Source organism: Mycobacterium sp. pV006 (assembly GCF_041287115.1).
Taxonomy (GTDB): Bacteria; Actinomycetota; Actinomycetes; order Mycobacteriales; family Mycobacteriaceae; genus Mycobacterium.
Window position 1 is genome coordinate 360,282 of sequence record NZ_JBGGKT010000002.1, and the last position, 23,767, is coordinate 384,048.

The window sequence follows — 23,767 nt, forward strand, 5'->3', positions numbered from 1 at the left end:
CTGCCGACAGACCGGGGAAACTCTGGCCTGACCGCGTCCGAGCGGCCGCTCGAACCGACGCGGGTCGACGAAGGAGAGAATTCCATGGCGATCAACGACGACGACATCACCACCACCCCGGGCGGAGGCGGCGAAGGCACCGCCGACGGCGGTTCCAATCCCGAGGGCCACGACGGCGGCGCCGACGGCACGGCCGGCGGCGAAGGCACCGCCGATGGCGGTTCCAATCCCGAGGGCCACGACGGCGGAGCCGACGGCACCGCGTAACACCTGCCGATGCTGAGTCGTTGCGTCGGCGTCGATCCCGCCGAGTTCGCGAGAACCCACTGGGGCCGACAGCCGTTGCTCACTCGGGCCGACGCGCTACCCCGCGACTTCGACGACCTGCTGTCGACGAACGCCGTCGACGAGTTGCTCGCCGAGCGCGGGGTGCGCGCGCCGTTCATCCGGCTGGCGCGCGACGGCAGCGTGTTGTCCCGCGACTGCTATCTCGGCCCGGCCGGTTTCGGCGCCGAGGTCACCGATCAGGTGGACTCGGCCAAGGTGCTGGCGCAGTTCGCCGCCGGCGCGTCGATCGTGTTGCAGGGTCTGCACCGGCTGTGGCCGCCGATGATCGACTTCGTGCGCAGCATGGTCGACGACCTCGGACATCCCGTGCAGGCCAATGCGTACATCACCCCGCCGTCCCACCGGGGTTTCGAGCCCCACTACGACGTCCACGACGTGTTCGTCCTGCAGACCGCCGGACACAAACACTGGACCGTCCACGCACCGGTGCACGTCGACCCGTTGCCGTCCCAACCCTGGACCGACCACCGGGATGCCGTCGCCCGCCGCGCCGCCGACGACCCGGTCATCGACACGGTGCTGTCGCCCGGCGATGCGCTCTATCTGCCCCGCGGGTGGGTGCATTCGGCGCGCGCGCTGGACACGGTGTCGATCCACCTGACCGTCGGGGTGTCGCCGACCACCCCGCTCGACGTACTGCGGGCCCTCGTGGACCGGTTGGAAGGCCACGAGCAGTTCAGGACCTCGCTGCCGATGTCCGTCGACCCCGCCAACCACGACGAAATGACCGCCACCGCAACGAAATGTCTGGCTGAGCTGACCGAGCTGCTGCGCGACGGCATGTCGGTCCTGGGGGAGGACGTGGCCACCGGACTCGCTCGGCGTCACGCGGAACGGACCCGCCCGGCCGCCGTGCGTCCGCTGGCCTCGTTCGATGCGGCCGGCAACGCCGACAGCGTGAGCGTGCGATGGAGGCAAGGCCTCGTCGCCTCCGTCGAGCACGCTGACGGCCGCGTCCGGCTGCGCCTGCCCGACCGGACCATCGACTTCCCCGAGGCATGCGGCGCCGCGCTCGACGCACTGCACGGGGGCGCGGTGCTGCGGGCCGATACGCTGCCGGGGCTGGACGCCGCAGACGGCGCAGTGGTGTTGCGTCGGCTCCTGCGCGAGGCCGTGGTCGTACCGGTCGACACAGAACGGACTGCATGACCGACACAGTGAAACCCTTGCCCTGCAGCGATCAGGCGCTCGCCCGCGCCGACCCGATATACGGGACCGCTTCGGCCGGTCAGACCTGGTTGCTGTTGGAGTTGGAGGGCGCGTGGGGACCGATGGCGTTCCTGCAGTCGCCCGGCATCATCGAGCCCCAACTGGGACGCGCGGTGGTCAAGCGCGCCGAGGCCGCCAAGATGCGGATCGCGGCGATCCGCCGCCACGGCCGGCGCTCCGGCACACCGCGGTGGCGGTGGTTCGTCGCCCATGCGGGTCTCGGCGCAGAAGCACTGCATCACGGTGAGGTGAGCGACCCGCGGGAGTACCTGGACATCGCGCTCGACGGCTCGGACGGCCGGCTGTTCGACGGCCCCTTGGTGGCGGTGTGTGCGCACGGCAAGCACGACCAGTGCTGCGCGGTGCGAGGACGTGCCGCGGTGTCTGCGATCGCTGCCGCATACCCCGAAACAACCTGGGAATGTTCGCATCTGGGGGGCGACCGGTTCGCCGCGACGATGCTGATCCTGCCGGAGGGGCTGTGCTACGGACGGGTCGACCAGACCGACGCGGCCGGGCTGGTCACGCGGTACCTGGAAGGCCGGTTGGACGACACCTACCTGCGCGGGCGTACCTCGCTCCCGCACGTGGTCCAGGCGGCCCAGCACTACGCGCGGGAGGAACTCGGCGACGACCGCATCCAGGCCTATGCGCCGTTGGAGGTCGAACCGGGTGACGGGATGACCCGGGTGGTGTTGTCGTGTGATGGCGGTGCGGTGGAGGTGACTGTGCGCGAACAGATGTCCGAGCCGCTGTTGTCGCAGTGCAGTGCCACGGTGCCGGGACGGGTCCGCACCTACGAGTTGGTCAGCATTCAGGGGGCGGACGCCAGCGGCTCGCCCGCGCCGTGACCGCTCCGAACACCGCATCAGGGACCGTGCGGAATGCGGCGTCGCGAACCAGTTCCGCGACAGCGCCTTTGGGCAGTGCCGCCACGGATCCGAGCCGGGAGGCCCAGTACAGCTGCAACATGCGACGGCGCCGGCGATCGAGTTGCTTGGCTCCGGCCCTGGCCAGGGTCAGGGCGTCCTCCATCGCCAGTGCTGCGCCCTGTCCGAACGTCGGACGCATCGCGTGGGCCGCGTCGCCGATGAGGACCATCCGACCCCGGGTGAGACGTCGCGGCGGCCGGGACTCGACGAGTTGCACCGACGGCAGCGAGTCGACGTCGACGGCGTCGATCAGCGCCGGCAGCGGATCGGGCCAGGTCCGGTAGGACGACAGGTCGGCATGCCCGATGCGCGCGCCGCCCCACACATAGGTGCGGCCGTCGTGCAGCGGAAGGATGCCGAATTCTGCTGTGCGGCCCCAGATCGCGCCGTGATCGTCGACAGGTCGATCGACGGTCCACGTCCAGGCCGTGATGCCGGTCATCCGCATCGGGCGGGCATCGGCCCAGATCGACGAGCGCACAGAGCTGTGGGCGCCGTCGGCCGCGACCAGGAGATCGAAGCGGTGGGCCGTGCCGTCGATCTCGGCGTAGCCGTCGATGGTCGCGCGGGTCACGCCCGACGAGTACCGCACACAGTCTCCGGGCAATCGGTCGGCGAGCAGCCGGGTCAGTTCGGCGCGGGGGACCACGGCGAACTCCGGGCCGCCGGCGATCTGACCGAGTGTGCGTCGCACCAGAACCCGGCCGTGCCGGTTGCGGATCGTCGCCGGCTGCGCGGCCCAGTCGCGGGTGTCGATGCGGTCCCGGACGCCGAGCGCGTCCAGGCACGCCAACCCGTTCGGTGACAACGCGATGGCCCCGCCGTCGGTGACGGGGCCGTCGGAGCGTTCGAACACCGTGACGTCATGACCGGTCTGACGCATCGCGATGGCTGTCGCCAGACCGGCGAAGCCCGCACCGATGACGCCCACCCGCATATCGGAATACTACGTCGCGTAGTAGCGCCCCGGGAAGCGTCGGATATATTCCTTGACGGGAATACGTCACTGCGGTTAGCGTCGTCGACGTGCAGTCCGAGGTTTTCACCGCGCTGGGCGAACCCAGCCGGCTGAGGATCGTCGAACTGCTCAGGACCGGCCCCAGGTCGGTCACCGAGATCTCCGAGGAACTCGGTATCCGGCAGCCGCAGGTGAGCAAACACCTTCGGGTGCTGAGTGATTCGGGGCTCGTCAGTGGTGAGGCGCTGTCCCGGCAGCGGATTTACCACCTGGAAGCCGAAGCGTTCGAGCAGATCGCCGACTGGTTGGAGTCCTTCGAGCAGTTGTGGGAGACCCGGCTCGATGCCCTCGGCGGCTATCTGGACTCGATCACCGAACACGACGACTAGGACATTCGATGTTGTTGAAGCTGCTCAAACCCAAGAATCTCGACTTCGAGCGCACCTACCGGGCGCCGTTGGACACCGTCTGGCGGGCGTGGACGGATCCGGAGATCCTGCGGCAGTGGTGGGGTCCGGACAAGACGTTCGTGCCGGAGTGCCGCGTCGACCTGCGCGTCGGCGGCGAGCTCTACATCGTCATGGAAGCCGACGAGGGCATGGGCAAGTACCAGGGCACGCGGTGGCCCATGTCCGGGCAGTTCACCCGCATCGACGAACGCACTTTGCTGGCCTACGACGCGCGCTCGTGGACCGAGGGCGAGGAGGCCGGCAGCACCATTCACCACACCAACGAGGTGACGCTGAGCGAACGCGACGGGGCCACCACCGTGACGCTGCGGGTCACGATCACCAAGATCGGGCCCAAGGCGAAGATGGCCGCGTTCGGGATGAAGTGGGGGTACAAGGCGCAGCTGGACAAGCTCGAGAAGCTCTTGTCGAGCCGGTGAGCCCGGTCAGCGGAAGCGCACGTGCAACGTGGCCAGGCCGAAGATCTTCTTGCCGCCGGCTTTCGCACCGACCAGCACGACACCGCTGCGGGTGTCGGGATCCAGCGACTTGACCTTGCCGCTGAACTCGATGTCGGCCCCCTCTTTGGCCGACACGATCGCCGGCTGGGACAGCCGCACCGAGTAGCGGGTGACCGCGCCCGGATCGCCCGACCACGACGACACGAAGCCCGCCCCCAGACCCATGGTGAGCATGCCGTGGGCGATGACGTCCGGCAGACCGGCGAGCTTGGCGATCTCCTCGTCCCAGTGGATCGGGTTGGCGTCACCGGCCACCCCGGCGTAGTTCACCAGGTCCCCGCGCGACAGGCGGGCGTGGTGCGGGGGGAGTTCGTCGCCGACCTTGAGCGCGTCGAAATCGCGTGAGCCCGGCGTGCGGGTCTGTGTGCCGTCGGAGATGCGGATGTCACCGGCCGGCCGGACCGTCTTCTCGTAGTCGGCGTCGTTGCCGCCGATGTCGAGAATGTTCATGTCGTGCATCATCGCGTTCTGCACGGCCGTCTTGACCCCGGCGTCGATGTCCTCGGCGGTCACCCCGACCACGGTGGTGTGCAGGGTGTGCACGCGCTCGCCCTGGGTGTCGGTGAACGTGTTGGTGACGGTGATGAAGTCCCGGCCGGCGGTCCGGCGCACCGACGAGAGCTCGACGTCGATGACCAGCTCGTCACCCGCCACGATCGGACGGTGCTGCTCGAAGACCTCTTCGGTCTGCAGATACGTGTCGTAGCCGACGACGATCTCCTCGAACATGCGACGGTTGCACTGCATCCCCGGCGCCGAGGTGAACGTCAGCGGTGCGACGACATCCGGATATCCCAGCTCACGCGCGGCGGCGACGTCCCAGTGCGCGGGGTGATAGTCCTGAACTGCGCGGGCGTACTCGCGGAGCTTCTCCCGACCGACGAGGTAGGTGCCGGCCATCTGGTAGTGATGGCCTACGCGCGCTTCGAGCGGTGACGCTTCTGCAGATGCGGTCATAGATGTGCTCAACTCTTCCGTCGGCTGGTCGTGGAGGCCGACCCAAGCACACTAACGCGCTCAGATGGTGTAGCCGCCGTCGACGTTGAGGTGGGCGCCGGTGATGTAGCCGGATTCGGGACCGGCCAGGAAGCTGACCAGCGAGGCCACATCACGGGTGTGCCCGTAGCGGCCCTGCGCGACGATCTGCTTCCCGAGTTCGGAGAACGCGCCGTCGGCGGGGTTGGCGTCGGTGTCGATCGGTCCGGGCTGCACGTTGTTGACGGTGATACCGCGCGGCGCGAGGTCACGTGCGAGTCCTCGGGTGAACGACGCGATCGCGCCCTTGGTCATGCCGTACACCGAGAAGCCGGCCGCCGGTATGCGCTCGGCGTTGATGCTGCCGATGTTGATGATGCGCCCGCCCTCGCCGAGGTGTCGGACCGCGCTGCGCACCGCCCAGTACACGCCGCCGATGTTGGTCGCGACCAGCCGGTCGAACTGCTCGGCGGGGAACTCGTCGATGGGTGCGACGTGCGCGACGGCGGCGTTGTTGACCAGGATGTCCAAACCCCCGAGGTCGCCGACGGTCTGGTCGACGGCGCGGGTCACCTGTGCGGGATCGGCGGAGTCTGCCGCGAGCGCCACGACGGTGGCGCCGTCGGCGGTCAGCTCGGCGACGACCTGCTCGGCGTGCGACGGCGATGCGGTGTAGGTGAAGGCCACGGCGGCGCCGACGGACGAGAACATTCCCGCTGCATCGCATGGTGTGAGATGGGGGCATGACCGCAACGCTCGTCGCGAAGAACGTCGCCGGGGGGTTCGCCCACCGCACGCTGTTCGCCGGTGTCGACCTCACCGTCGCGCCGGGAGACGTGGTCGGGGTGGTCGGCGTCAACGGCGCCGGCAAGAGCACGCTGCTGCGGATCCTGGCCGGTGAACTCGACCCGCTCGAGGGCACCGTCAGTCTCGCGCCCGCCGACGCGTTCGTCGGCTGGTTGCCCCAGGAGCACGACCGCATCCCCGGCGAGACGGTCGCTGGCTACATCGCGCGCCGCACCGGATGCGCCGAGGCCACCCGCGTCATGGATGCCGCGGCCGCCGCCCTCGACGACGCCGGCGCCGGCGCCGACGCGTACGCCGCGGCGCTGGATCACTGGCTGGCCACCGGCGCGGCCGACCTGGACGAACGGCTCCCCGCGGTCCTGGCCGACCTGGGCCTGGGTTCCGCTGCGGTGCAGCCGGATACGGATATGACCGAACTGTCCGGGGGCCAGGCCGCGCGGGTGGGGTTGGCGGCGCTGCTGCTGTCGCGGTTCGACATGGTGCTGCTCGACGAACCGACCAACGACCTCGACCTCGACGGCCTGGCCCGCCTGGAGCGGTTCGTCTCCGAACTGCGCGGCGGCGTGGTGCTGGTCAGCCACGACCGGGAGTTCCTGGCGCGCACCGTGACTCGCGTACTCGAACTCGATCTGGCGCAGAACACCACGACGGTCTTCGGTGGCGGCTACGACAGCTATCTCGAAGAACGCGAGGTCAACCGCCGGCACCGGCGCGAACAGTACGAGGAGTTCGCCGAGAAGAAGGCCGACCTGGTGGCACGTGCCCGCGTGCAGCGGGAGTGGTCGAGTCAGGGCACCCGCAACGCGATCCGCAAAGCTCCCGACAACGACAAGATCCGCCGTCGCGCGGCCACCGAGTCCAGCGAGAAGCAGGCGCAGAAGGTCCGTCAGATGGAGAGCCGGATCGCACGGCTCGAAGAGGTCGAGGAGCCCCGCAAGGAGTGGACGCTGCAGTTCACCATCGGCGCCGCGCCACGATCCAGTGCCGTGGTCGCGACCCTCGACAACGCCGTTGTGCGCCAAGGCGATTTCGTGCTGGGACCGGTGTCGCTTCAGGTGGACGCCGGCGAGCGCATCGGCATCACCGGACCCAACGGTGCGGGCAAGTCGACCCTGCTGCGGCTGCTGCTGGGCCGCCGGGCACCCGACGACGGCCGGGCGAGCCTCGGCGCGAGCGTCGAGATCGGCGAAATCGACCAGGCGCGTGCCTATTTCACGGGAACCGATCGACTGCTCGACCGATTCGAACAGCGGGTGCCGACCTGGCCCACCGCGGACGTGCGGACGCTGCTGGCCAAATTCGGGCTCGGCGCCGACCACGTGGAACGGGCGGTCGACGACCTCTCACCCGGCGAACGCACCCGGGCCGGCATGGCGCTGCTGCAGGCCCGCGGCACCAACGTGCTGGTGCTCGACGAGCCGACCAACCATCTGGACCTACCCGCGATCGAGCAGCTCGAGCAGGCGCTGGAGACCTACGACGGCGCGCTGCTGCTGGTCACCCATGATCGCCGGATGTTGCGCAACGTCCGGTTGGACCGGTCGTGGCATGTCGAGGGTGGGCGGGTGGTCGAGGTCTGAGTCAGCTCGGTTCCACGATAAAGACCGGGATCTGCCGATCGGTCTTGGTCTGGTACTCGGCGTAGGGCGGATAGGCCGCAACGGCGAGCTTCCACCAGTGCTCGCGCTCGTCGCCCTCCAGCTCGCGGGCGGTGCCCTCGAAGATCTGGGTGCCGTCCTGGACACTCACGGCCGGGTTGGCCTTGACGTTGAAATACCACGCCGGGTGTTTCGGGTCGCCGCCCTTGGAGGCGACCATCGCGTAGCGGCCGTTCTCCTCGACTCGCATCAGCGGCACGTAGCGTTTCTTGCCGGACTGTGCGCCGGTGGTGGTGAACAGGACGATGGGGCGGTCGAAGACCTCGACGCCGTCGGTGGTGCCCTGCTCCAGGATGCGCTGGGTCTGTTCGCGGACCCAGTCGGTGGGACTCAACTCTGCTTGATCGCTCATGGTGTCTCCAATCGTCGTCGGTTCATTCGTATTCCCCGCGGCGCCGGTGCAGCAATTGGTCGATCAGCGCCAGTTCGGCGTTGTTCACCCACGACGGGTTGGACTGCTGCGGGGAGCGGAATGCCTCCATCGAGCGCAGTCCCTCGACCGAGGCCAGTTGGGCGGCGGTCAACGGCTCGTCGAACAACGGGATGTGCACGGGCACGCTGAACCCGGTGCTGTCGTCGGTCGGCGGGCCGGTGACCCGGCCTGCGCCCCAGATCCCGCGCCGCGGATGTGCCGAAACCCAGAACAGCACGCGGTCGCCCGGTCGGATCAGTCGCGTGCGGTAGTTCGCGGCGACGCACCATCTCGATTCCGCCTTCCCGGCGGCGCGCATGGCTTCGATCGGGGTGCGGCGCGGGTGGCACTTGATCACCCACGCACCCAGCGTCTGCGGCGTGACGCTGCGCGGCGCGACCACGGCTACACCGTCCAGCCGGTCTCCTGGGGCCACGTCTCGACGTCTGTGCCGTCACGACGCAGCCGCACGTACTGGTGGCCCCGGTCGGCGGCCTCGGCGACGGCGTCGGCGTACACCCGGCGTGCCTCGGCTTCGGGCCCGCGCACCAGCGACGTCTCCGCTGCGCCCTGGCCGGGGTCACCGCGGTCGTAGGCGTCGGCGACCACGACCTCCCATGTCTCGTCCATCGCATCCTCCTCGTCGGCGGGGCGTATACCCCGCTGTGGACGCGACAATGCTGTACGTTCGTACAGCGGCTGGGTTATGCTGTGGCCGAGACGTGAGGAGACGACGGTGAGCGAGCTGTACTACGACCCGTGGGACATCGAGATCGACCGCGATCCGTACCCGACCTACCGACGTCTGCGCGACGAGTCCCCGGTGTACTTCAACGACAAGCACAACTTCTGGGGCATCAGCCGCTACGCCGACGTCGACGCCGCGCTCAAGGACACCGCGCGGCTGAGCTCGGCCAAAGGCGACATCCTCGAGGTGGTCCTGACCGATCCGGTGATCCCGCCCGGCGTCTTCATCAACGAGGACCCGCCGGTGCACACCATCCATCGGGCGATCGTCGCGCGGGCGTTCACGCCGAAGAAGATGCGCGCGATCGAGGACAAGGTGCGCGCGTTCTGTGTCGCGTGCCTGGATCCGCTGGTCGGTGGCGACCGCTTCGACTTCGTCGTGGACCTCGGGGCCGAACTGCCGATGCGGACGATCGGCATGCTGGCCGGCATCCCGGATTCCGAACAGCCGGCGGTGCGCGAGCATGCCAACGAGGTGCTGCGCAACGAGGCCGGCAAGCCGATGGCGATCGACAAGAACCGCTACTTCACCGGGGAGATGTTCGGCGAGTACGTCGAATGGCGCGAGAAGAATCCGGGCGACGACCTGATCACCGAACTGTTGGCCGTGCAGTTCGAGGACGAGACGGGTGTCACCCGGAAACTGACCAAGCAGGAGTTGGTGATCTTCCTGGCGGTGGTGGCCGGTGCCGGGGTGGAGACCACGGGCCGGTTGTTCGGCTGGATGGGCAAGGTGCTCGCCGAGCATCCCGATCAGCGGGCCGAGCTCGCCGCCGACCTGTCCCTGATCCCGGGGGCGATCGAGGAACTGCTGCGGTTCGAGCCGCCGGGCCCGCACGTCGCGCGCTACGTCGCCACCGATGACGTCGCGTTCCAGGGGCAGGTGATCCCCGCCGGCAGCGCGCTGCTGATGATGCTGGCCTCGGCCAACCGTGACGAGCGGCACTTCGACAACCCCGACGTCTTCGACATCCGTCGCAAACCCGGCGGTCACCTGACCTTCGGCCGCGGCGCCCACTTCTGCGTCGGAGCGCCGCTGGCCCGCCTCGAGGGCCGGGTCGCGCTCGAAGAGGTGCTCAAACGATTCCCGAAATGGGACATCGACATCGACAACGCCCGCCGCTCACGCACGGCCACCGTGCGCGGCTGGGACACGATGCCTGCCGTCGTGGCCTGATCAGTTCCTGGGCGCAGGAAGGTTGTAGGCGAACGACTTCTGTTGCCGCTGCTCCATCTTGCGCAGGCACTCGTGGTGCTTGCGGGCGTGGTAGGCCAGCGGGAAGTAGGTGAGACGGTCGGGCAGCACCCGGTAGGCCGTGCGGACCACGGTGTAGATCCGGCGCAGTTCCCGCTCCTCGGCCGAACTCCAGGTGACACCGAGTTTCTCGCGCAACCGCGGGTCCAGCAGGCCGACGATCGACAGATAACCGAACCGCGCGAACGGCCGCAGGGCCGGCCGGATCAACGGCACCAGCGCCTTCGGCACCGACGGACCGAGATCGACCTTGCCGGTGCGCAGCTCCTCGATCAGCTGCTTGGCCTGCGGGGTGCCCTCCAACCGCTCGGTGATCATCCGCTCGTAGAACGCGGTCATCTCCTCGTGCGTCTCGGGATAGTCACGCATCGGGGTGTGCAGCAGCCGCGCGAGCCGACGGTTGTCCCGCAGGAGCTCCTCGCGTTCGGCGTCGGTGAACGGCCGTCCCATCGACAGCCGGCCGGCCTGCTCGGTCACGATGTAACCGGTGGCGATCACCCACTGGTAGGCCTCTTTGTCCAGCGCGCTGATCTGCTTGCCGCTGTGAGCGCTGGTCATGGTGATCGGCTTGTGCAGCGCGCGCACGCGGTTGCCCTCGGCGGTGGCCTCGTGCAGTCCGTAGGTCCAGCGCAGCACCGAATCCATCGACCGGATGGCACGCCCGCCCGGATCGCCGTTGAACGACGCCGAGTAGCGGCCGGTGACCTCGGCGATCACCGGGTGCATCGCCTGCATCATGAAGGCGGCACCGTCGAGGATCAGGAACGTCCACCGGCCGGTGTGCTCGGCGGTCAGGGAGTCCATCGGGACCAGTTCGATCTCGTCGGCGTCCGCGCTGCGCGGACGGATGTCGGGGCTGACGGTCATGGCAAACCTCTCGTCGCAAACTGCCCCGAAGCTAATATGACCCAAAGGTCGCATTCAAGTCGCATCAGGAGACTTCATGGGTCGGGAAAAGCCCAGTTCAAAGGCCCGGAAGGCACCCGTGCAGGAGCGCTCTCGTGCCATGGTCGCAAAAATCGTCTCGACGACCGCCCGTCTGCTGCACACCCATGATCCCCAACAGGTGACCACCAACCTGATCGCCGAGAAGGCAGGTGTCAGCAAGGGCTCCATCTACCAGTACTTCACCGACAAGGACGAGATCATCCACGCCGCCATCGAAGCCCTCGCCGCCGAGCAGGCGCCGGTGATCGAGAACGCGCTGCGATCGGTGACGCTCGAAGCGCCCGAAGCGGCGATGGAGTCGTCGATCGACATCCTCATCGACTACACGATCGCCAACCGCGGCCTGATCCGCTATCTCGCCGAGCGACCCGACTACACCCGGACCTTCGACAACATTTCCGGCCTGCACGCCACCCTGCTGGCAATGGCGACGCTGCACATGAGCCACTACCGCAGCCACTACCGCGACGAGCTGAGTCCCAGCGCGCTGGCCTGGCTGTTCTTCAACATGGCCGTCGCCACCACCATGCGTTACATCGAATCCGACGATCCGATCCGCCTCGACGAGTTGCGCGCCGGCCTGAAGTTCGCGTCCCGGGGGCTGTTGGCCGGTGACGACGGATGACCGCACTGCCCGACGGCATGATGAAGAGATGGTCGAACGTGCCCGCGACGAGACGGGGCGGCCCCGCAATGCGCGGCCCCGCGATGCGCTGGGCCGGCCGTTGCCGCCCGGCAGTGACGGGGTGGCCCGCATTCCCGACGACCTGGACCTGACGCCGGCAGAGTTCCTCTCCTACGCCCAGGAGCTGTTGGACCGGGGCCTGGCCTTTCACGCCCACGAGGTGCTCGAGGCCGCGTGGAAGGCGCGGCCGCAGGCGGAGCGGTCCCTGTGGCAGGGCCTGGCGCAGCTCGCGGTCGGCGTCACCCACATCCAGCGCGGGAACCGGGTCGGTGCGGCCACGCTGCTGCGCCGCGGTGCTGCTCGCCTGGCCGAGGCGCCGCGTCCGGCGCCGCACGCGGTCGACACCGACGCACTGATCAGGTGGGCCGATGAGCTGGCCGACGAATGCACCGCCAACGACGTTCCCGCAGAACGGCTACGGCCGCGGCTCACCCAACAGGACTGAAAAGAGCCGGTTTTCGTCAGTCCAGGCGAGACAGCGCCGCGCGCGGACAGTCCGCGATGGCTTGTTCGGCCGCCGCCTCTTGTCCGGCGGGCACGGGATCGGCGATGACGATGGCGTATTCGTCCTCGTCGAGTGCGAACACCTCGGGCGCGACCCGGACACAGAAGGCGTTGCCCTCACAGCGATCACGGTCGACATGTACACGCATGATCTGCACCTCCTCGCACCCTCGACCATAGTCCTGCGAACACGGTTGCGATCCATGGCAGGGTGGGACACATGAAGAAGCGGACGATCGCCGCACTGGCTCCCGCCGCGACCCTGGCCGGCCTGGCACTGCAGGACCTGCTCCAGAAGGAGCACGCGCTGCGCCGCAACTTCCCGGTGATCGCGCGGGCGCGCTACCTGCTCGAGTCCGTCGGTCCCGAGCTGCGGCAGTACATCATCACCAGCAACGACGACGAGCGACCGTTCAGTCGCGACCAGCGCCGCTGGGTCTACACGTCGGCCAAGAAGGAGAACAACTACTTCTCTTTCGGCACCGACAACGACACCGAGAACGCGGCGTACCCGATCATCAAACAGGCCACCTTCTCCGACGTCGTCCCGGCGTCCCCCATCCACGGACACAACATCGAGGTGCCGGCCGCGAAGGTGCTCGGCGGCCCGCGGGGACGCAAGCACGCGTTCCGGCCCGCATCGGTGGTCAACGTCTCGGCGATGTCGTTCGGCTCGTTGAGCGGCCCGGCCATCGAAGCCATCAACAAGGGCGCCGAGATCGGCGGATTCCTGCACAACGTCGGCGAGGGCGGGCTGTCCGATCACCATCTTCACGGCGGCGACCTGGTCTTCCAGATCGGTACCGGCTACTTCGGCTGCCGGGATCGGCACGGACACTTCGACCTGGACCGGTTGCTCGACGTGGTGCACACGGGCCCTGTGCGGGCCATCGAAATCAAACTCAGCCAGGGCGCCAAGCCCGGGCTGGGCGGGCACCTTCCCGGCGCGAAGGTCAATGCCGAGATCGCGCGCATCCGCGGGATCGAGCAGGGCAAGGACGTCATCAGCCCGTCGCGGCACACCGCGTTCCGCAACGTCGACGAGATGCTCGACTTCGTCGAACGCGTCGCCGACGCAACGGGGTTGCCGGTCGGGATCAAGGCCGCGGTGGGGCAGATGAGGTTCTGGGAGGATCTGGCCGACCGCATGGGCGACGGGCAGCGCGGCGTCGACTTCATCGCCATCGACGGCGGCGAGGGTGGGACGGGTGCGGCCCCGTTGGTGTTCTCCGACCACGTCTCCTTCCCGTTCCGGCTCGGCTTCGCCTCGGTGTTCCGGATGTTCGCCGAGCGTGGACTGTGCGACCGGGTGACGTGGATCGGCTCGGGAAAACTCGGCCTGCCCAGCAACGCCATCGTAGCGTTAGCGCTCGGCGTCGACCTGATCAACGTGGCACGCGAGGCGATGCTGGCCATCGGCTGCATCCAGGCGCAGAAGTGTCACACCGACCGGTGTCCCACCGGCGTCGCGACCCAGAACCACTGGCTCGCAGGCGGATTGGACCCCGAGCAGAAGTCGCACCGGCTGGCCAACTACGTCATGACCCTGCGTCGCGACCTGGTCAAGGTCGCCGAAGCCGCCGGGGTGCGTCATCCGGCCATGCTGCGCCCCGACATGGTCGAGATCCTCGACGGGGATCGTGGCCACCGCCCCCTGACCGAGGTCTACGGCTACCGCAGCGACTGGGGCGTACCCGGACCCGAGATCGTCGACGTGATCGACACCTACATGCGCCGTTACGACAATCTGCCGGGTACCGACAGCGTCTTCACCCACGAGCCGCTGAAGGTGACCACGCAACCGAACCAGGCGACCGAGTGATGCGAAGATGAGTCAGACAGCCGATCCAGGAGGAACCCCCACATGAGCGATCCGGACATGCAGAACGTCGCCGCCGACGCGGGCGCGGCCATCGAAGCAGCCGTGGTGGTGTTCATGCTGCATCCCGAGACGTTCGGTGCCAGCGTCGCCGCCGGCTACGAGAACCCGCTGTCGGGGTATGTGGCCGGGCGCGGCGGGGTGCTCGGCGAGGCTTCCGGCGCGACCGTCGCGGCGATCTTCGCGGTCTTCGAACCGACCGGCCTGGCCGCGATGTGGGACGAAGGTGTCGCCGTGCGCGGCGCAGCGGGCGCGGCCCAGGTGTACTGGGAGCAGACCGCAGAATTCGGCCGCAAGTATCTGACAGGGGCCGAGGGTCTCGAACGCCTTGCGGCACTGGGGGAGAAGGTCATCGCCGCCACCCCGGCCCCCGCGCTGCCGCTGTATGCGGGGTGGCGGGACATGCCACTGGCCCAGGACGCCCCGGCCCGCGCACTGCAGGTGATGTTCGTCCTGCGGGAGCTGCGCGCAGCGCTGCACTTCGGCGCACTCGCGCTGGCGGGCATCGCACCGATCGAGGCGCACATGCTCAACAAGGGTGCGGAGTACGCGGCGATCTTCGGGTGGCCCGAACCGTACGCCGACGGCGCGGACAAGAAAGATCGCTACGACGAGGCCGAACAGCTCACCAACCGACGGATGACCGAGATCCTCTCTGCCGCACTCGAACCCGCGGAAATGGAAGAACTGGCGCGGCTCAGCACCGCCGCGCTGCAGACCCTGCAGGCCAACGTCCCGAGCTGAGCGTGGGACGACATCCGGTCGCCGACGCCACACGGTCGCTGTCGACGGCGGTGAACGTGGGCTCGGCTGTCGAACACGAGGCAGCCGAGAACTCACCGTTTTTCGTCGAACTGCTCTCGGGCCGGGTGAACCGCCGCGGGTACGCCGACTACCTGCTGCGCCTGCGCGGAGTCTACGAGGCGCTCGAGGCCACCATGCGGGCCCACCGCCGCGACCCGCTGGTGGCCGCGGTGTTCGATCCGGCCCTCGAGCGGCTGTCCGCGCTCGACAAGGATCTGGACTACTGGACGGACGGTGGGCGTGGCGTTTTGAATTCTCCTGCGCTGCAGCGGTATCAGGATCGACTGCAGCAATTGCGCTGGGGCGGAGCGATTGTCGCGCACCACTACACCCGATATCTGGGCGACCTGTCCGGCGGGCAGGCGATGGCGACGTTGCTGGACCGCGAGTACGGACTGGACGGAAGCGGACTCGCCTTCTATGACTTCGGGCTGCGGGTCAAACCGTACAAGGATGCCTACCGCGCCGCGCTGGACCGGCTGGACCTCGACTCCGTGGACATCGACCGCGTGGTCGAGGAGGTCAAGCTGGCATACCACCTCAATCAGGCGTTACTCGACGAGTTGAGCACGGATCTGGCCAGTTACCGGCGCTGAGACCCCGACGCCCAAACATTACGAGTGGTCGTCACATGTTTGGCCGGGACCCGCACGGGTAGAAAGCTGCCAGTCGTTCAGGCATGCAGCGACGCCCCCCACCCGGGTATCGGCGGGAGATCCCGTCGTCTCTGGTGAGCTACAGGAGGAGACTGCATGTTGCGCGTGGCATCCGTGCCGGCTTCCCACGTCTATGTGCGGCACCTCGCCGGCGATGCATGCGACCGCGTGGTCAGACTTCCCGACCCCGTGCCGGCCGACGGCCGCAAGGTGCCCGGCGGTTGGTGGCCGCCGTTGATGCTCGAACCCGGCTGGGTGAGTGCCAACCATGAGCACTTCGACGTGTTCCACGTGCACTTCGGCTTCGACGCGCTCGGCGCCGACGTGCTCACCGCCGTGATGCAGGAACTCAAGGCGCACGACAAACCGCTCGTCTACACCGTGCACGACCTGCGCAACCCGCACCACCCCGAACCCGACGCCCACATCCTGGCGCAGGACGTGCTGGTCGCTGCCGCCGACGCCCTGATCACCCTCACTCCGGGGGCGGCCGCGGAGATCCGGCGCCGCTGGGACAGGCCGGCGACCGTGCTGCCGCACCCCCACGTCCTGGACCGGGACCGCATCGAAGCGGTTCGCCCCCGCAGCGACCGCTTCACGGTGGGTGTGCACTGTAAAAGCTTGCGCGCCAACATGGATCCGTTACCTGTGCTGGCGGCACTGGCCGACATCACCGCGGCGCTGCCGGGGACGGTCCTGCAGATCGACATCCACGACGAGGTGTTCGACCACGGGAATCACTGGTACGCGCCCGATGTCGGTGCCGCGGTGCTGGCCTTCGGCCGGCACGCGCACGTCGACGTCCGCGTCCACCCGTACTTCACCGACGCCGAACTGTGGGACTACCTGACCGGCCTCTCGGTATCGGTGCTGCCGTACCGGTTCGGTACGCATTCCGGATGGCTCGAGGCGTGCTTCGACCTGGGAGCGGCGGTGATCGCACCCAGCTGCGGGTACTACGCCCAGCAACGCCCGGTCGGTGAATTCCGGTTCACCGAACAGGATTTCGGCCCCGAGACGCTGCGCGCAGCCGTGGAAGCGGCCTATCGCGACTGGTCGCAGAACCGGCCGGCCCCCCGGGCCACCTGGCCGCAGCGCAGCGCGGAGCGGGCGCAGCTCGCCGAGGCGCACCGCGAGCTGTACGAGTCCGTCCTGTCATGACCGGGTCCCTGCGTATCGCGGTGATCGCGTCGTGCCGGTATCCGATCCGGCAACCGTTCGCCGGCGGTCTGGAAGCCCATGTCTGGCACCTTGCCAGGGCGCTGGGCCGACGCGGCCACCGCGTCACGCTGTTCGCCGCCCCCGGCTCAGACCCCGGATACGGCTGCACCACAATGGATGTGCAGGAGCTCGAGCTCAGTGACGCGGCACGCTCGGATGTGTCGATGCCGGCCGAGAACTTCATGGCCGACCACCACGCCTATCTGAGCCTGATGGTCCGGCTCGCCGGTCCGGACGCCGACGCCTTCGACGTCATCCACAACCACAGCCTGCACTATCTCCCGGTCGCGATGGCGCCGACGGTGGCCACCCCGATGCTGACCACCGTGCACACCCCGCCCACCCCGTGGCTGGAGTCGGCGGTCAAGAGCACCGGCGGCCGCGGCACCCGGTTCGCGGCGGTCTCCGCCCACACCGCGCAGGCGTGGGAACCCATCGGCGGCCGATTCGAGGTGGTACCCAACGGAATCGACGCGCGGAGTTGGCCGTTGGGACCGGGCGGCGATTCGGCGGTGTGGTTCGGGCGGATCACGCCCGAGAAGGCGCCGCACCTCGCGGTCGCGGCGGCACGCCGCGCCGGCCGGGCCCTGACACTGGCCGGCCCGATCTCCGACCCGCACTACTACGCCGACTGCATCGCACCGCACCTCGGCGACCAGGTGCGCTACGCCGGGCACCTCACCCAGCGCGAGCTCGCGCGGCTGGTGGGCACCGCGGCGGTCGCGCTGGTCACCCCGACGTGGGACGAGCCCTACGGACTGGTGGTCGCCGAGGCGATGTGTTGCGGCACACCCGTGGTCGCATTCGCGCGCGGCGGGATCCCCGAACTGGTCACCCCGCAGTCGGGACGGCTGGTACCGCCCGGCGATGTAGACGCACTCGCCGCGGCCATCCCCGCCGCCGCCGAACTGCCGAGGCGCGTCGTGCACGAGCACGCGGTCCGGCAATGCGCGGCCAACGCGATGGTGCAGGCGTACGTGAGGCTGTATCGACGATTGATCTCAGCAGAAGGCACAGAATCCGATGATCGGCTACTACATCCACCACCACGGCTACGGCCACCTCGCGCGCGCCGTCAGCATCGCCTCGCACATGCGCAGACCGGTGACGGCCCTGACGTCGGCGACCGTGCCGCAACAACATCCGTTCGCGGCGGTCGTCGCGCTACCGCGTGACGACCAGGCCGACCGGGTCGGCGAGCCCACCGCACACGGTGCGCTGCACTGGGCGCCGCACCACGACGACGGCTATCACGCGCGCATGCAGATGCTGGCGCAGTGGGTGGCCGACGCGCAGCCGCAGGTCTGTGTCGTCGACGTCTCGGTGGAAGTCGCCTTGTTCCTCCGCCTCCTCGGAGTGCCGACCGTCGTGTTCGCGCTGCCCGGCGACCGCACCGACGCGCCGCACGAGGCCGTCCACCGCGCCGCCGATCACATCCTCGCCGCCTGGCCCGCCGGCCTGAACACCCCGCGGTGGCTGCAGCCCCACACCCACAAGACCAGCTACGTCGGCGGCATCAGCCGATTCGAGGGACGCCGGCCGGAACACCCCGGTGATGACCGAGAGTTGCGGATCCTGGTGTTGGGCGGCGCCGCCGACGTGTCCGGTTGCCGGACGGGACCCGACCTGCCGGATGTCTCGTGGACTGCGATCGGCGGGGCGTCGGGGCGCTGGGTCGACGACCCGTGGCCGTACCTCTGCGTCGCCGACGTCGTGGTCAGCCACGCCGGACAGAACAGCATCGCCGACATCGCCGCTGCGCAGCGACCCGCCATCGTCGTCCCCCAGCCCCGACCGTTCGGTGAACAGGACTGCACCGCAGCGGTGTTGGATCGCCATGCACTGGCCACCGTCACCCGCGGGCCGGTGCGCGACGAGGATTGGCCCGGTTTGGTGCACCGTGCAGCACGCCGCGACCCGGCCCACTGGCGTCGCTGGCAGGTGCACGGGGCGGCGGCGCGGGCCGCGGCGGCCGTCGAGGACACCGCCGTGCGGTGCCGGAGCGGGGCCGGCCGACGATGATCACCGCCGTCGTCACCACGGTGCACCGGCGTCATGCCCACCTGCGCAACCAGATTCGCGGGCTGCAACGCAGCAGACACGCTCCCGACATGCACATCGTGGTCGCCCTGGGCGACTCGGACGTCCCGGCGGTCGTCCGACAGGAAGGCCGCGGCGCCGACGTGGTCGAATGTCCCGGCCGCAAGCCGTTGCCGCTCGCGGCTGCGCGCAACCACGGGGCCCGGGCAGCGCTGGACCGGGGCGCGGACCACCTGATCTTCCTCGACGTCGACTGCATACCGTCGGAGGATCTGGTGGACCGCTATCGGCAGGTCGCAGCCGACACCGAGCATCGGGACGCACTGCTGTGCGGTCCGGTCACCTACCTGCCCCCGGCGGGACCCGACGGCTACGACCTGACCGGACTCGCTGCGCAGGTGCGGCCCCATCCCGCACGCCCCTGGCCGCCCGACGGATCTGTGCAGAACGGCACCGAGTACGCCTTGTTCTGGTCACTGTCGTTCGCGGTGCAGGCCGACGTCTGGGACCGGATCGGCGGATTCTGCGAGCAGTACACCGGTTACGGCGGCGAGGACACCGATTTCGCGCGGTGTGCTCAGGTGCGCGGTGTGCCGATGCGGTGGGTGGGCGGCGCGCATGCCTTCCACCAGCACCACCCGGTGGAGGACCCGCCGGTAGGCCACCTGCACGACATCGTCCGCAACGCACGGATCTACCACCGCCGCTGGGGCAGTTGGCCGATGGGTGGTTGGCTCGACGCGTTCGAACGGCTGGAGCTGATCACGCGCCGACCCGACGGAACACCGGAAGTCCTCGTGTCAGCGGCATCACCCGACGTACGCTGACCGACGATGACGCGGCGCGCACCGACGAAACCAGGTCTGCAGAGCGAGCGCACCCAGCTGTCCTGGGAGAGAACCGCATTGGGGTTCCTGCTGGGTGGTGTACTGGCGCTGTTACGTGAGCACGGTCCGCTGGGACCGGGACGCGCCCTGCTCGCGGCCACCGCTGCGGTGCTGGCCCTGCTGGTGCTCGTCCTCGGTCATCGGCGTGGGAAGGCGAGTCATGACGGTCACGCGATCGCGGCCGGTTCGGCGGAGGTCGTGGTGCTGGGGGTGGCCACGGCGGCCTTCGCCGTCGCCGTCATCGGCGCGTTGGTGTACTCGCTGGGTTGGTAGACCGAAGATGGCTGACCCCGCAGTCGAGCCGTCCTACGATTGCGGCGTGCTTCGTCCGTCGGTCGACCCCCATGCCCGGTCCATTATTCGATGAACTCCGATCAGGAACCGGACTACCGCTTCACGCTGGCGAACGAGCGCACGTTCCTCGCGTGGATCCGGACGGCCCTGGCGTTGATCGCCGCCGGGATCGCCGTCGTGCAGTTCGTGCCGTCGTTCGGGATCGCCGGTGTGCGACACGGCCTCAGCCTGACATTGACCGCGCTCGGTGGAGTGCTCGCGGTCATGGCGGTGCGACGCTGGTACCAGGTACAGGCCGCGATGCGCCGGGACGAGGATCTGCCGCAGACCCGCGTCCCGGTGGTGCTGGGTGGTGCGCTACTGCTGATCACCGCCGCGGTGCTCGTCGTGCTGGTCATCTGGCCCCCGGCAGCATAGGCAAGGCGTGGTGAAAACGCCTCAGTCCGGCACCTTTTCGTAGGGCACCGGGTCCGGTGCCTCTTCGGTTCCCGGCGTGACGGTGCCGCCGATCGGGCAGCGCGCCGTCTCCGGCACGGTCAGCAGAGCCAACGCGCCGATCACACAGGCGCCCATCATGTAGTACGCCGGTACCAGGACATCGCCGGTTGCGTTGGTCAGCCAATCGTTGACCGCCGGAGCGGTGCCGCCGAACAGCGAGGTCGAGACGTTGTAGGCGATCGCGAACCCGGCATAACGCACCTGGGTGGGGAACATCGCCGGGAACGTCGCCGAAATCGTGGCCAGCTGCGGCACATAGAGCAGTCCCAGCACCGCGAAGCCGATCACCGCGCCGGCGATACTGGTGCCCATCAACATGAACATCGGTACCCCGGCGACGAAGAGGCCGATCAACGAGAACCACCACAACGGTTTACGGCCCACCCGGTCACTGAGCAGACCGACGAACGGCACGAAGACCATCATCGACAACATGCCGATGATCGGCACGATCAGCGACTGATCCGCCGTCAGGCCGATCTGGGTCTCCAGGTAGGTCGGCATGTAGGTCAGCAGCGTGTAGTTCACCACGTTGAGCGCGACGACGAGTCCCCCCAGCCGCAGGATCGGGCGCCAGTACTCGGTGATCAGATCGCGGAACTGCGACGAGGTGTCGTGCTCGGTCTCGCCCTTCTCCTCGAGCTCACGGAACACCGGGGTGTCCTCCAGCCGGGACCGCAGATACAACCCGATCAGGCCCATCGGTGCGGCGACCAGGAACGGCAACCGCCACCCCCAGTCGTGCATCTGCTCGTCACCCAGGGCCAGCGAGCATCCGAGCATCAACAACGCACCGAGCGAGAACCCGCCGAGCGTGCCGAACTCCAGGAAGCTCCCCAGCAGCCCGCGCCGGCGGCTGGGGGCGTACTCGGCCATGAACGTCGCCGCGCCGCCGTACTCGCCGCCGGTCGAGAAGCCCTGCACCATCCGCAGGCACACCAGCAGGAACGGCGCCCACATGCCGATCATGTCGTAGGTCGGCACCAGGCCCACGCAGAACGTGGCGCCAGCCATCAGCACGATCGTCATGGCCAGCACGCGCTTGCGGCCCAGGCGGTCGCCGAGCGGACCCCAGACGAAACCACCCAGCGGGCGCACCAGGAAGGACACCGCGAACGTCATCAGCGCCAGCAGCGTGGCGTTGGCGGCGTCACCGGGGAAGATCGCCGCAGAAATGTAGGTGACGCCGTAGGCGTAGATGCCGTAGTCGAACCACTCGGTGGCGTTGCCGATCGCCGATGCGGTGATGGCCTTCTTCAGCACTCCCGGTGGCGGCTCGGTCTCCGGTGCGGGTGGCTCTGTCCCTGCTTCGGAGTGTCGGGCGTCGCCGGACTGCACCTGTTACCTCCTGCTTCGGCCGATATCGACTCGCTCGAAGGTCCGGGGTACCCACTGGCCGGCTTTCGAACCAGCCCCCAGCAAACAGGCAGGGTCAGCGACCGTCTGCCGCGTCGTCGCCGTCGGTGGACGCGTCGGTGTCGGGATCGTGGGAATCAGAGGTCTCGGGTTCCATCGCGACGCTCCAGGACCGCTGATACGTCGGCCGGGCCTCGGTATGGTCGTCGGCCGGCTGCAGCGCGACGACCTTGCCGATCGCGCGGCGCAGCCCGGGCGGGCCCTCGACACGCAGGATCTGACCGATCCGGCCGGCGCGGTAGCGCAGCGGGGAACCGAGCAGCTCACCCATCACGACCCCGGCGCCGATGGCCAGCGCGGTGGCCGCGGCGGCCAGCGCCTGGCCCATGCCGGCACTGAAGTCGCGCTCGACGGCAAAGTAGAAGACCGCCCGGAAGACCGCGAGACCGGGCAGCATCGGGGTGATGCCGGCGGTGGCGGTCACCAGCGCCGGCGACTGCCGGCGGATCGAGATCAGGGTGGCGAGCAACCCGACCCCGACCGCGGCGATGCCCGTCGCGACCACCTGACCGAAGCCGGCGTTGCCCAGACCGATGAGCACCAGCTCGGCCAGCCCCGCAGCCAGCCCCGCGGTGAGCACCGCGCGGGGACGCGCGTAACTCGTCACGACCAGACACGCGCCCGCCAGCGCCGCTCCGGCGACCGCCAGGACGATGGCCTGCGGGTGCGAGGGCAGGACGAAGTACTCCGTGACCTCGACCTGCAGGCGGATCTGGATGCCCGCCAGCGACGCGACCTGCAGGCCGGCCAGGATGCCGACGACGATGCCCATGGTCAGGAACAACACGTCGCCCAGACGCGCCACGGCGGTGACCATGTAGCCGGTGAGTGCGTCCTGCACCGAGCCGACCAGCGTCATGCCCGCCAGCAGCATCACGATGCCGGTGGCGACCAGCGCCGACGGCCCGAGACCGAAGAACAGGTACGCCGCGACCGCGATCAGCGTCGCGATCGCCGCACCGGCGGCCTGCTGGAAGAACGAGGGGGTGCCCCGCCGGTTCAGCCACCGCAGGGTGCGGTCGATGAGCACCGATGCGGTCGCCGCCAGAATCCACGTCAGCCAGGTCCCGCCGAGCAGCATCGCGATGCCGAGCGCGAAACCGGCCCATCCCGCGGTGGCCACCCAGCGCGGATACGGGTGTGGTTGCTCGCTGAGTTCGTCCATCGCTTCGTGCGCCTCGTCGACCGAAACGCCGCCGGACGTGATGCGCCCCACCAAGGTGTCCAGCTGCGAGAGCCGGGTGTAGTCGGTCGAGCGGGCCTGCACCGCACGCATGATGGTGATCGGCGCGGTGTCGGCGGTCGGCGGGGCCGACACGAAGATCGTGGTGACGAAGACGTCGACGACACAGTCGGTGAGTTGGTAGGCGCGCGCGACGTCCTGGGCGGTGGCCACGACGTCGGCGGTGCCCGAACCCGAGGACAGCATGACCTCGGCCAGACGGATCGTCAGATCGAGCACCTTGCGGACGTGCGCGTCACTCGGGCCGCGCGTGGGGCGCCGGCGCTGTCCGGCGCCGGACGCGGGATCGCGCCGCCCGCGCAGTGCGAAGTTCACCGCGCGTCGGCGCCGGGTCCGGCCGTCCGATCCATCGGGGTTCATCACCGCACCACGATAGTAGGAACCACCGGATCCATCGGAACGCCATCGAATCGGTTCCAGG

27 protein-coding genes and 1 pseudogene are annotated in these 23,767 nt (G+C 68.9%); 18 read left to right on the plus strand and 10 right to left on the minus strand.

Going from position 1 to position 23,767, the window contains the following annotated elements; genetic code table 11:
• Positions 1-84: 84 nt before the first annotated feature.
• From ACAG25_RS04990 to ACAG25_RS05000, 3 genes and pseudogenes are all read left to right on the plus strand, one after another.
• Positions 85-264 (plus strand): annotated as a pseudogene (locus ACAG25_RS04990) (hypothetical protein); the annotation flags it as partial.
• A 12-nt stretch (positions 265-276) separates the two neighbouring features.
• A complete protein-coding gene (locus ACAG25_RS04995; RefSeq protein ID WP_370487188.1) occupies positions 277-1,497 on the plus strand; it encodes a cupin domain-containing protein in 1,221 nt (406 codons plus the stop codon).
• Entirely contained in the window at positions 1,494-2,408 is a 915-nt protein-coding gene (locus tag ACAG25_RS05000; RefSeq protein WP_370487189.1) for a sucrase ferredoxin, read from the plus strand. The genes ACAG25_RS04995 and ACAG25_RS05000 overlap by 4 nt, the downstream gene beginning before the upstream one ends.
• On the opposite strand, the gene ACAG25_RS05005 is transcribed toward ACAG25_RS05000, so the two are convergent.
• The gene (locus ACAG25_RS05005; protein WP_370487190.1) at positions 2,365-3,426 is read right to left on the minus strand and encodes an FAD-dependent monooxygenase; all 1,062 of its coding nucleotides are present in this window, start codon (positions 3,424-3,426) and stop codon (positions 2,365-2,367) included. The two genes, ACAG25_RS05000 and ACAG25_RS05005, sit on opposite strands and share 44 nt — an antisense overlap.
• A gap of 89 nt (positions 3,427-3,515) precedes the next feature.
• Between ACAG25_RS05005 and ACAG25_RS05010 the strand changes: the two genes are divergently transcribed.
• Both ACAG25_RS05010 and ACAG25_RS05015 read left to right on the plus strand, forming a co-directional pair.
• The gene (locus tag ACAG25_RS05010) at positions 3,516-3,836 is read left to right on the plus strand and encodes an ArsR/SmtB family transcription factor (protein WP_370487191.1); all 321 of its coding nucleotides are present in this window, start codon (positions 3,516-3,518) and stop codon (positions 3,834-3,836) included.
• An 8-nt stretch (positions 3,837-3,844) separates the two neighbouring features.
• Positions 3,845-4,336, plus strand: a complete 492-nt coding sequence (locus tag ACAG25_RS05015; RefSeq protein WP_370487192.1) for an SRPBCC domain-containing protein — start codon at positions 3,845-3,847, stop codon at positions 4,334-4,336.
• A gap of 6 nt (positions 4,337-4,342) precedes the next feature.
• On the opposite strand, the gene ACAG25_RS05020 is transcribed toward ACAG25_RS05015, so the two are convergent.
• Complete coding sequence (locus ACAG25_RS05020) at positions 4,343-5,374, minus strand: fused (3R)-hydroxyacyl-ACP dehydratase subunits HadA/HadB (RefSeq protein WP_370487194.1); 1,032 nt, start codon at positions 5,372-5,374, stop codon at positions 4,343-4,345.
• A gap of 60 nt (positions 5,375-5,434) precedes the next feature.
• A complete protein-coding gene (locus ACAG25_RS05025) occupies positions 5,435-6,103 on the minus strand; it encodes an SDR family oxidoreductase (RefSeq protein WP_370487195.1) in 669 nt (222 codons plus the stop codon).
• A 32-nt stretch (positions 6,104-6,135) separates the two neighbouring features.
• Here ACAG25_RS05025 and abc-f point away from each other — a divergent pair, with 32 nt between their 5' ends.
• The gene (gene abc-f, locus ACAG25_RS05030; protein WP_370487196.1) at positions 6,136-7,779 is read left to right on the plus strand and encodes a ribosomal protection-like ABC-F family protein; all 1,644 of its coding nucleotides are present in this window, start codon (positions 6,136-6,138) and stop codon (positions 7,777-7,779) included.
• A gap of 1 nt (position 7,780) precedes the next feature.
• Here abc-f and ACAG25_RS05035 read toward each other — a convergent pair whose 3' ends face one another.
• From ACAG25_RS05035 to ACAG25_RS05045, 3 genes are read right to left on the minus strand one after another with little or no spacing between them, the layout of a single operon-like run.
• Complete coding sequence (locus ACAG25_RS05035) at positions 7,781-8,209, minus strand: nitroreductase family deazaflavin-dependent oxidoreductase (protein WP_370487197.1); 429 nt, start codon at positions 8,207-8,209, stop codon at positions 7,781-7,783.
• Positions 8,210-8,231: 22 nt separating this feature from the next.
• Positions 8,232-8,672 (minus strand): EVE domain-containing protein, encoded by a 441-nt coding sequence (locus ACAG25_RS05040; RefSeq protein ID WP_370487198.1) that lies wholly within the window; start codon positions 8,670-8,672, stop codon positions 8,232-8,234.
• 2 nt (positions 8,673-8,674) lie between these two features.
• A complete protein-coding gene (locus tag ACAG25_RS05045; protein ID WP_370487199.1) occupies positions 8,675-8,899 on the minus strand; it encodes a hypothetical protein in 225 nt (74 codons plus the stop codon).
• A 106-nt stretch (positions 8,900-9,005) separates the two neighbouring features.
• On the opposite strand from ACAG25_RS05045, the gene ACAG25_RS05050 reads away from it, so the two are divergent.
• On the plus strand, positions 9,006-10,193 hold the full coding sequence (locus ACAG25_RS05050; protein WP_370487200.1) for a cytochrome P450: 1,188 nt from the start codon (positions 9,006-9,008) through the stop codon (positions 10,191-10,193).
• Here ACAG25_RS05050 and ACAG25_RS05055 read toward each other — a convergent pair whose 3' ends face one another.
• The gene (locus ACAG25_RS05055; protein WP_370487201.1) at positions 10,194-11,138 is read right to left on the minus strand and encodes an oxygenase MpaB family protein; all 945 of its coding nucleotides are present in this window, start codon (positions 11,136-11,138) and stop codon (positions 10,194-10,196) included.
• 139 nt (positions 11,139-11,277) lie between these two features.
• Here ACAG25_RS05055 and ACAG25_RS05060 point away from each other — a divergent pair, with 139 nt between their 5' ends.
• Both ACAG25_RS05060 and ACAG25_RS05065 read left to right on the plus strand, forming a co-directional pair.
• The gene (locus ACAG25_RS05060) at positions 11,278-11,844 is read left to right on the plus strand and encodes a TetR/AcrR family transcriptional regulator (protein WP_370487202.1); all 567 of its coding nucleotides are present in this window, start codon (positions 11,278-11,280) and stop codon (positions 11,842-11,844) included.
• Between the two features lie 28 nt (positions 11,845-11,872).
• Positions 11,873-12,349, plus strand: coding sequence for a DUF309 domain-containing protein (locus ACAG25_RS05065; RefSeq protein ID WP_370487203.1), 477 nt, complete (start codon positions 11,873-11,875; stop codon positions 12,347-12,349).
• A 16-nt stretch (positions 12,350-12,365) separates the two neighbouring features.
• Here ACAG25_RS05065 and ACAG25_RS05070 read toward each other — a convergent pair whose 3' ends face one another.
• Entirely contained in the window at positions 12,366-12,557 is a 192-nt protein-coding gene (locus ACAG25_RS05070) for a ferredoxin (RefSeq protein WP_370487204.1), read from the minus strand.
• 71 nt (positions 12,558-12,628) lie between these two features.
• On the opposite strand from ACAG25_RS05070, the gene ACAG25_RS05075 reads away from it, so the two are divergent.
• The 9 genes from ACAG25_RS05075 (at position 12,629) to ACAG25_RS05115 (ending at position 20,606) form a co-directional block, all read left to right on the plus strand.
• Positions 12,629-14,230 (plus strand): FMN-binding glutamate synthase family protein, encoded by a 1,602-nt coding sequence (locus ACAG25_RS05075; RefSeq protein WP_370487205.1) that lies wholly within the window; start codon positions 12,629-12,631, stop codon positions 14,228-14,230.
• Between the two features lie 42 nt (positions 14,231-14,272).
• Positions 14,273-15,031, plus strand: a complete 759-nt coding sequence (locus tag ACAG25_RS05080; RefSeq protein WP_370487206.1) for an evbL — start codon at positions 14,273-14,275, stop codon at positions 15,029-15,031.
• Positions 15,028-15,687: a heme oxygenase (biliverdin-producing) gene (locus tag ACAG25_RS05085; protein WP_370487406.1), complete on the plus strand. Its 660-nt coding sequence runs from the start codon at positions 15,028-15,030 to the stop codon at positions 15,685-15,687. Before ACAG25_RS05080 ends, ACAG25_RS05085 begins: the two co-directional genes overlap by 4 nt.
• A 156-nt stretch (positions 15,688-15,843) precedes the next feature.
• A complete protein-coding gene (locus ACAG25_RS05090) occupies positions 15,844-16,908 on the plus strand; it encodes a glycosyltransferase (protein WP_370487207.1) in 1,065 nt (354 codons plus the stop codon).
• Complete coding sequence (locus ACAG25_RS05095) at positions 16,905-18,143, plus strand: glycosyltransferase (RefSeq protein WP_370487208.1); 1,239 nt, start codon at positions 16,905-16,907, stop codon at positions 18,141-18,143. The genes ACAG25_RS05090 and ACAG25_RS05095 overlap by 4 nt, the downstream gene beginning before the upstream one ends.
• Entirely contained in the window at positions 18,097-18,990 is an 894-nt protein-coding gene (locus tag ACAG25_RS05100) for a glycosyltransferase (protein WP_370487407.1), read from the plus strand. Before ACAG25_RS05095 ends, ACAG25_RS05100 begins: the two co-directional genes overlap by 47 nt.
• A complete protein-coding gene (locus ACAG25_RS05105) occupies positions 18,987-19,835 on the plus strand; it encodes a glycosyltransferase family 2 protein (RefSeq protein ID WP_370487408.1) in 849 nt (282 codons plus the stop codon). Before ACAG25_RS05100 ends, ACAG25_RS05105 begins: the two co-directional genes overlap by 4 nt.
• 6 nt (positions 19,836-19,841) lie before the next feature.
• Positions 19,842-20,168 carry a DUF202 domain-containing protein gene (locus ACAG25_RS05110; protein ID WP_370487209.1) on the plus strand — a complete coding sequence of 109 codons (327 nt, stop codon included), beginning with the start codon at positions 19,842-19,844 and terminating at the stop codon, positions 20,166-20,168.
• Between the two features lie 90 nt (positions 20,169-20,258).
• On the plus strand, positions 20,259-20,606 hold the full coding sequence (locus ACAG25_RS05115) for a YidH family protein (RefSeq protein WP_370487210.1): 348 nt from the start codon (positions 20,259-20,261) through the stop codon (positions 20,604-20,606).
• Positions 20,607-20,627: 21 nt separating this feature from the next.
• On the opposite strand, the gene ACAG25_RS05120 is transcribed toward ACAG25_RS05115, so the two are convergent.
• The gene (locus ACAG25_RS05120; RefSeq protein ID WP_370487211.1) at positions 20,628-22,025 is read right to left on the minus strand and encodes an MFS transporter; all 1,398 of its coding nucleotides are present in this window, start codon (positions 22,023-22,025) and stop codon (positions 20,628-20,630) included.
• A 94-nt stretch (positions 22,026-22,119) separates the two neighbouring features.
• A complete protein-coding gene (locus ACAG25_RS05125) occupies positions 22,120-23,706 on the minus strand; it encodes a threonine/serine exporter ThrE family protein (RefSeq protein ID WP_370487212.1) in 1,587 nt (528 codons plus the stop codon).
• Between the last annotated feature and the right edge of the window lie 61 nt (positions 23,707-23,767).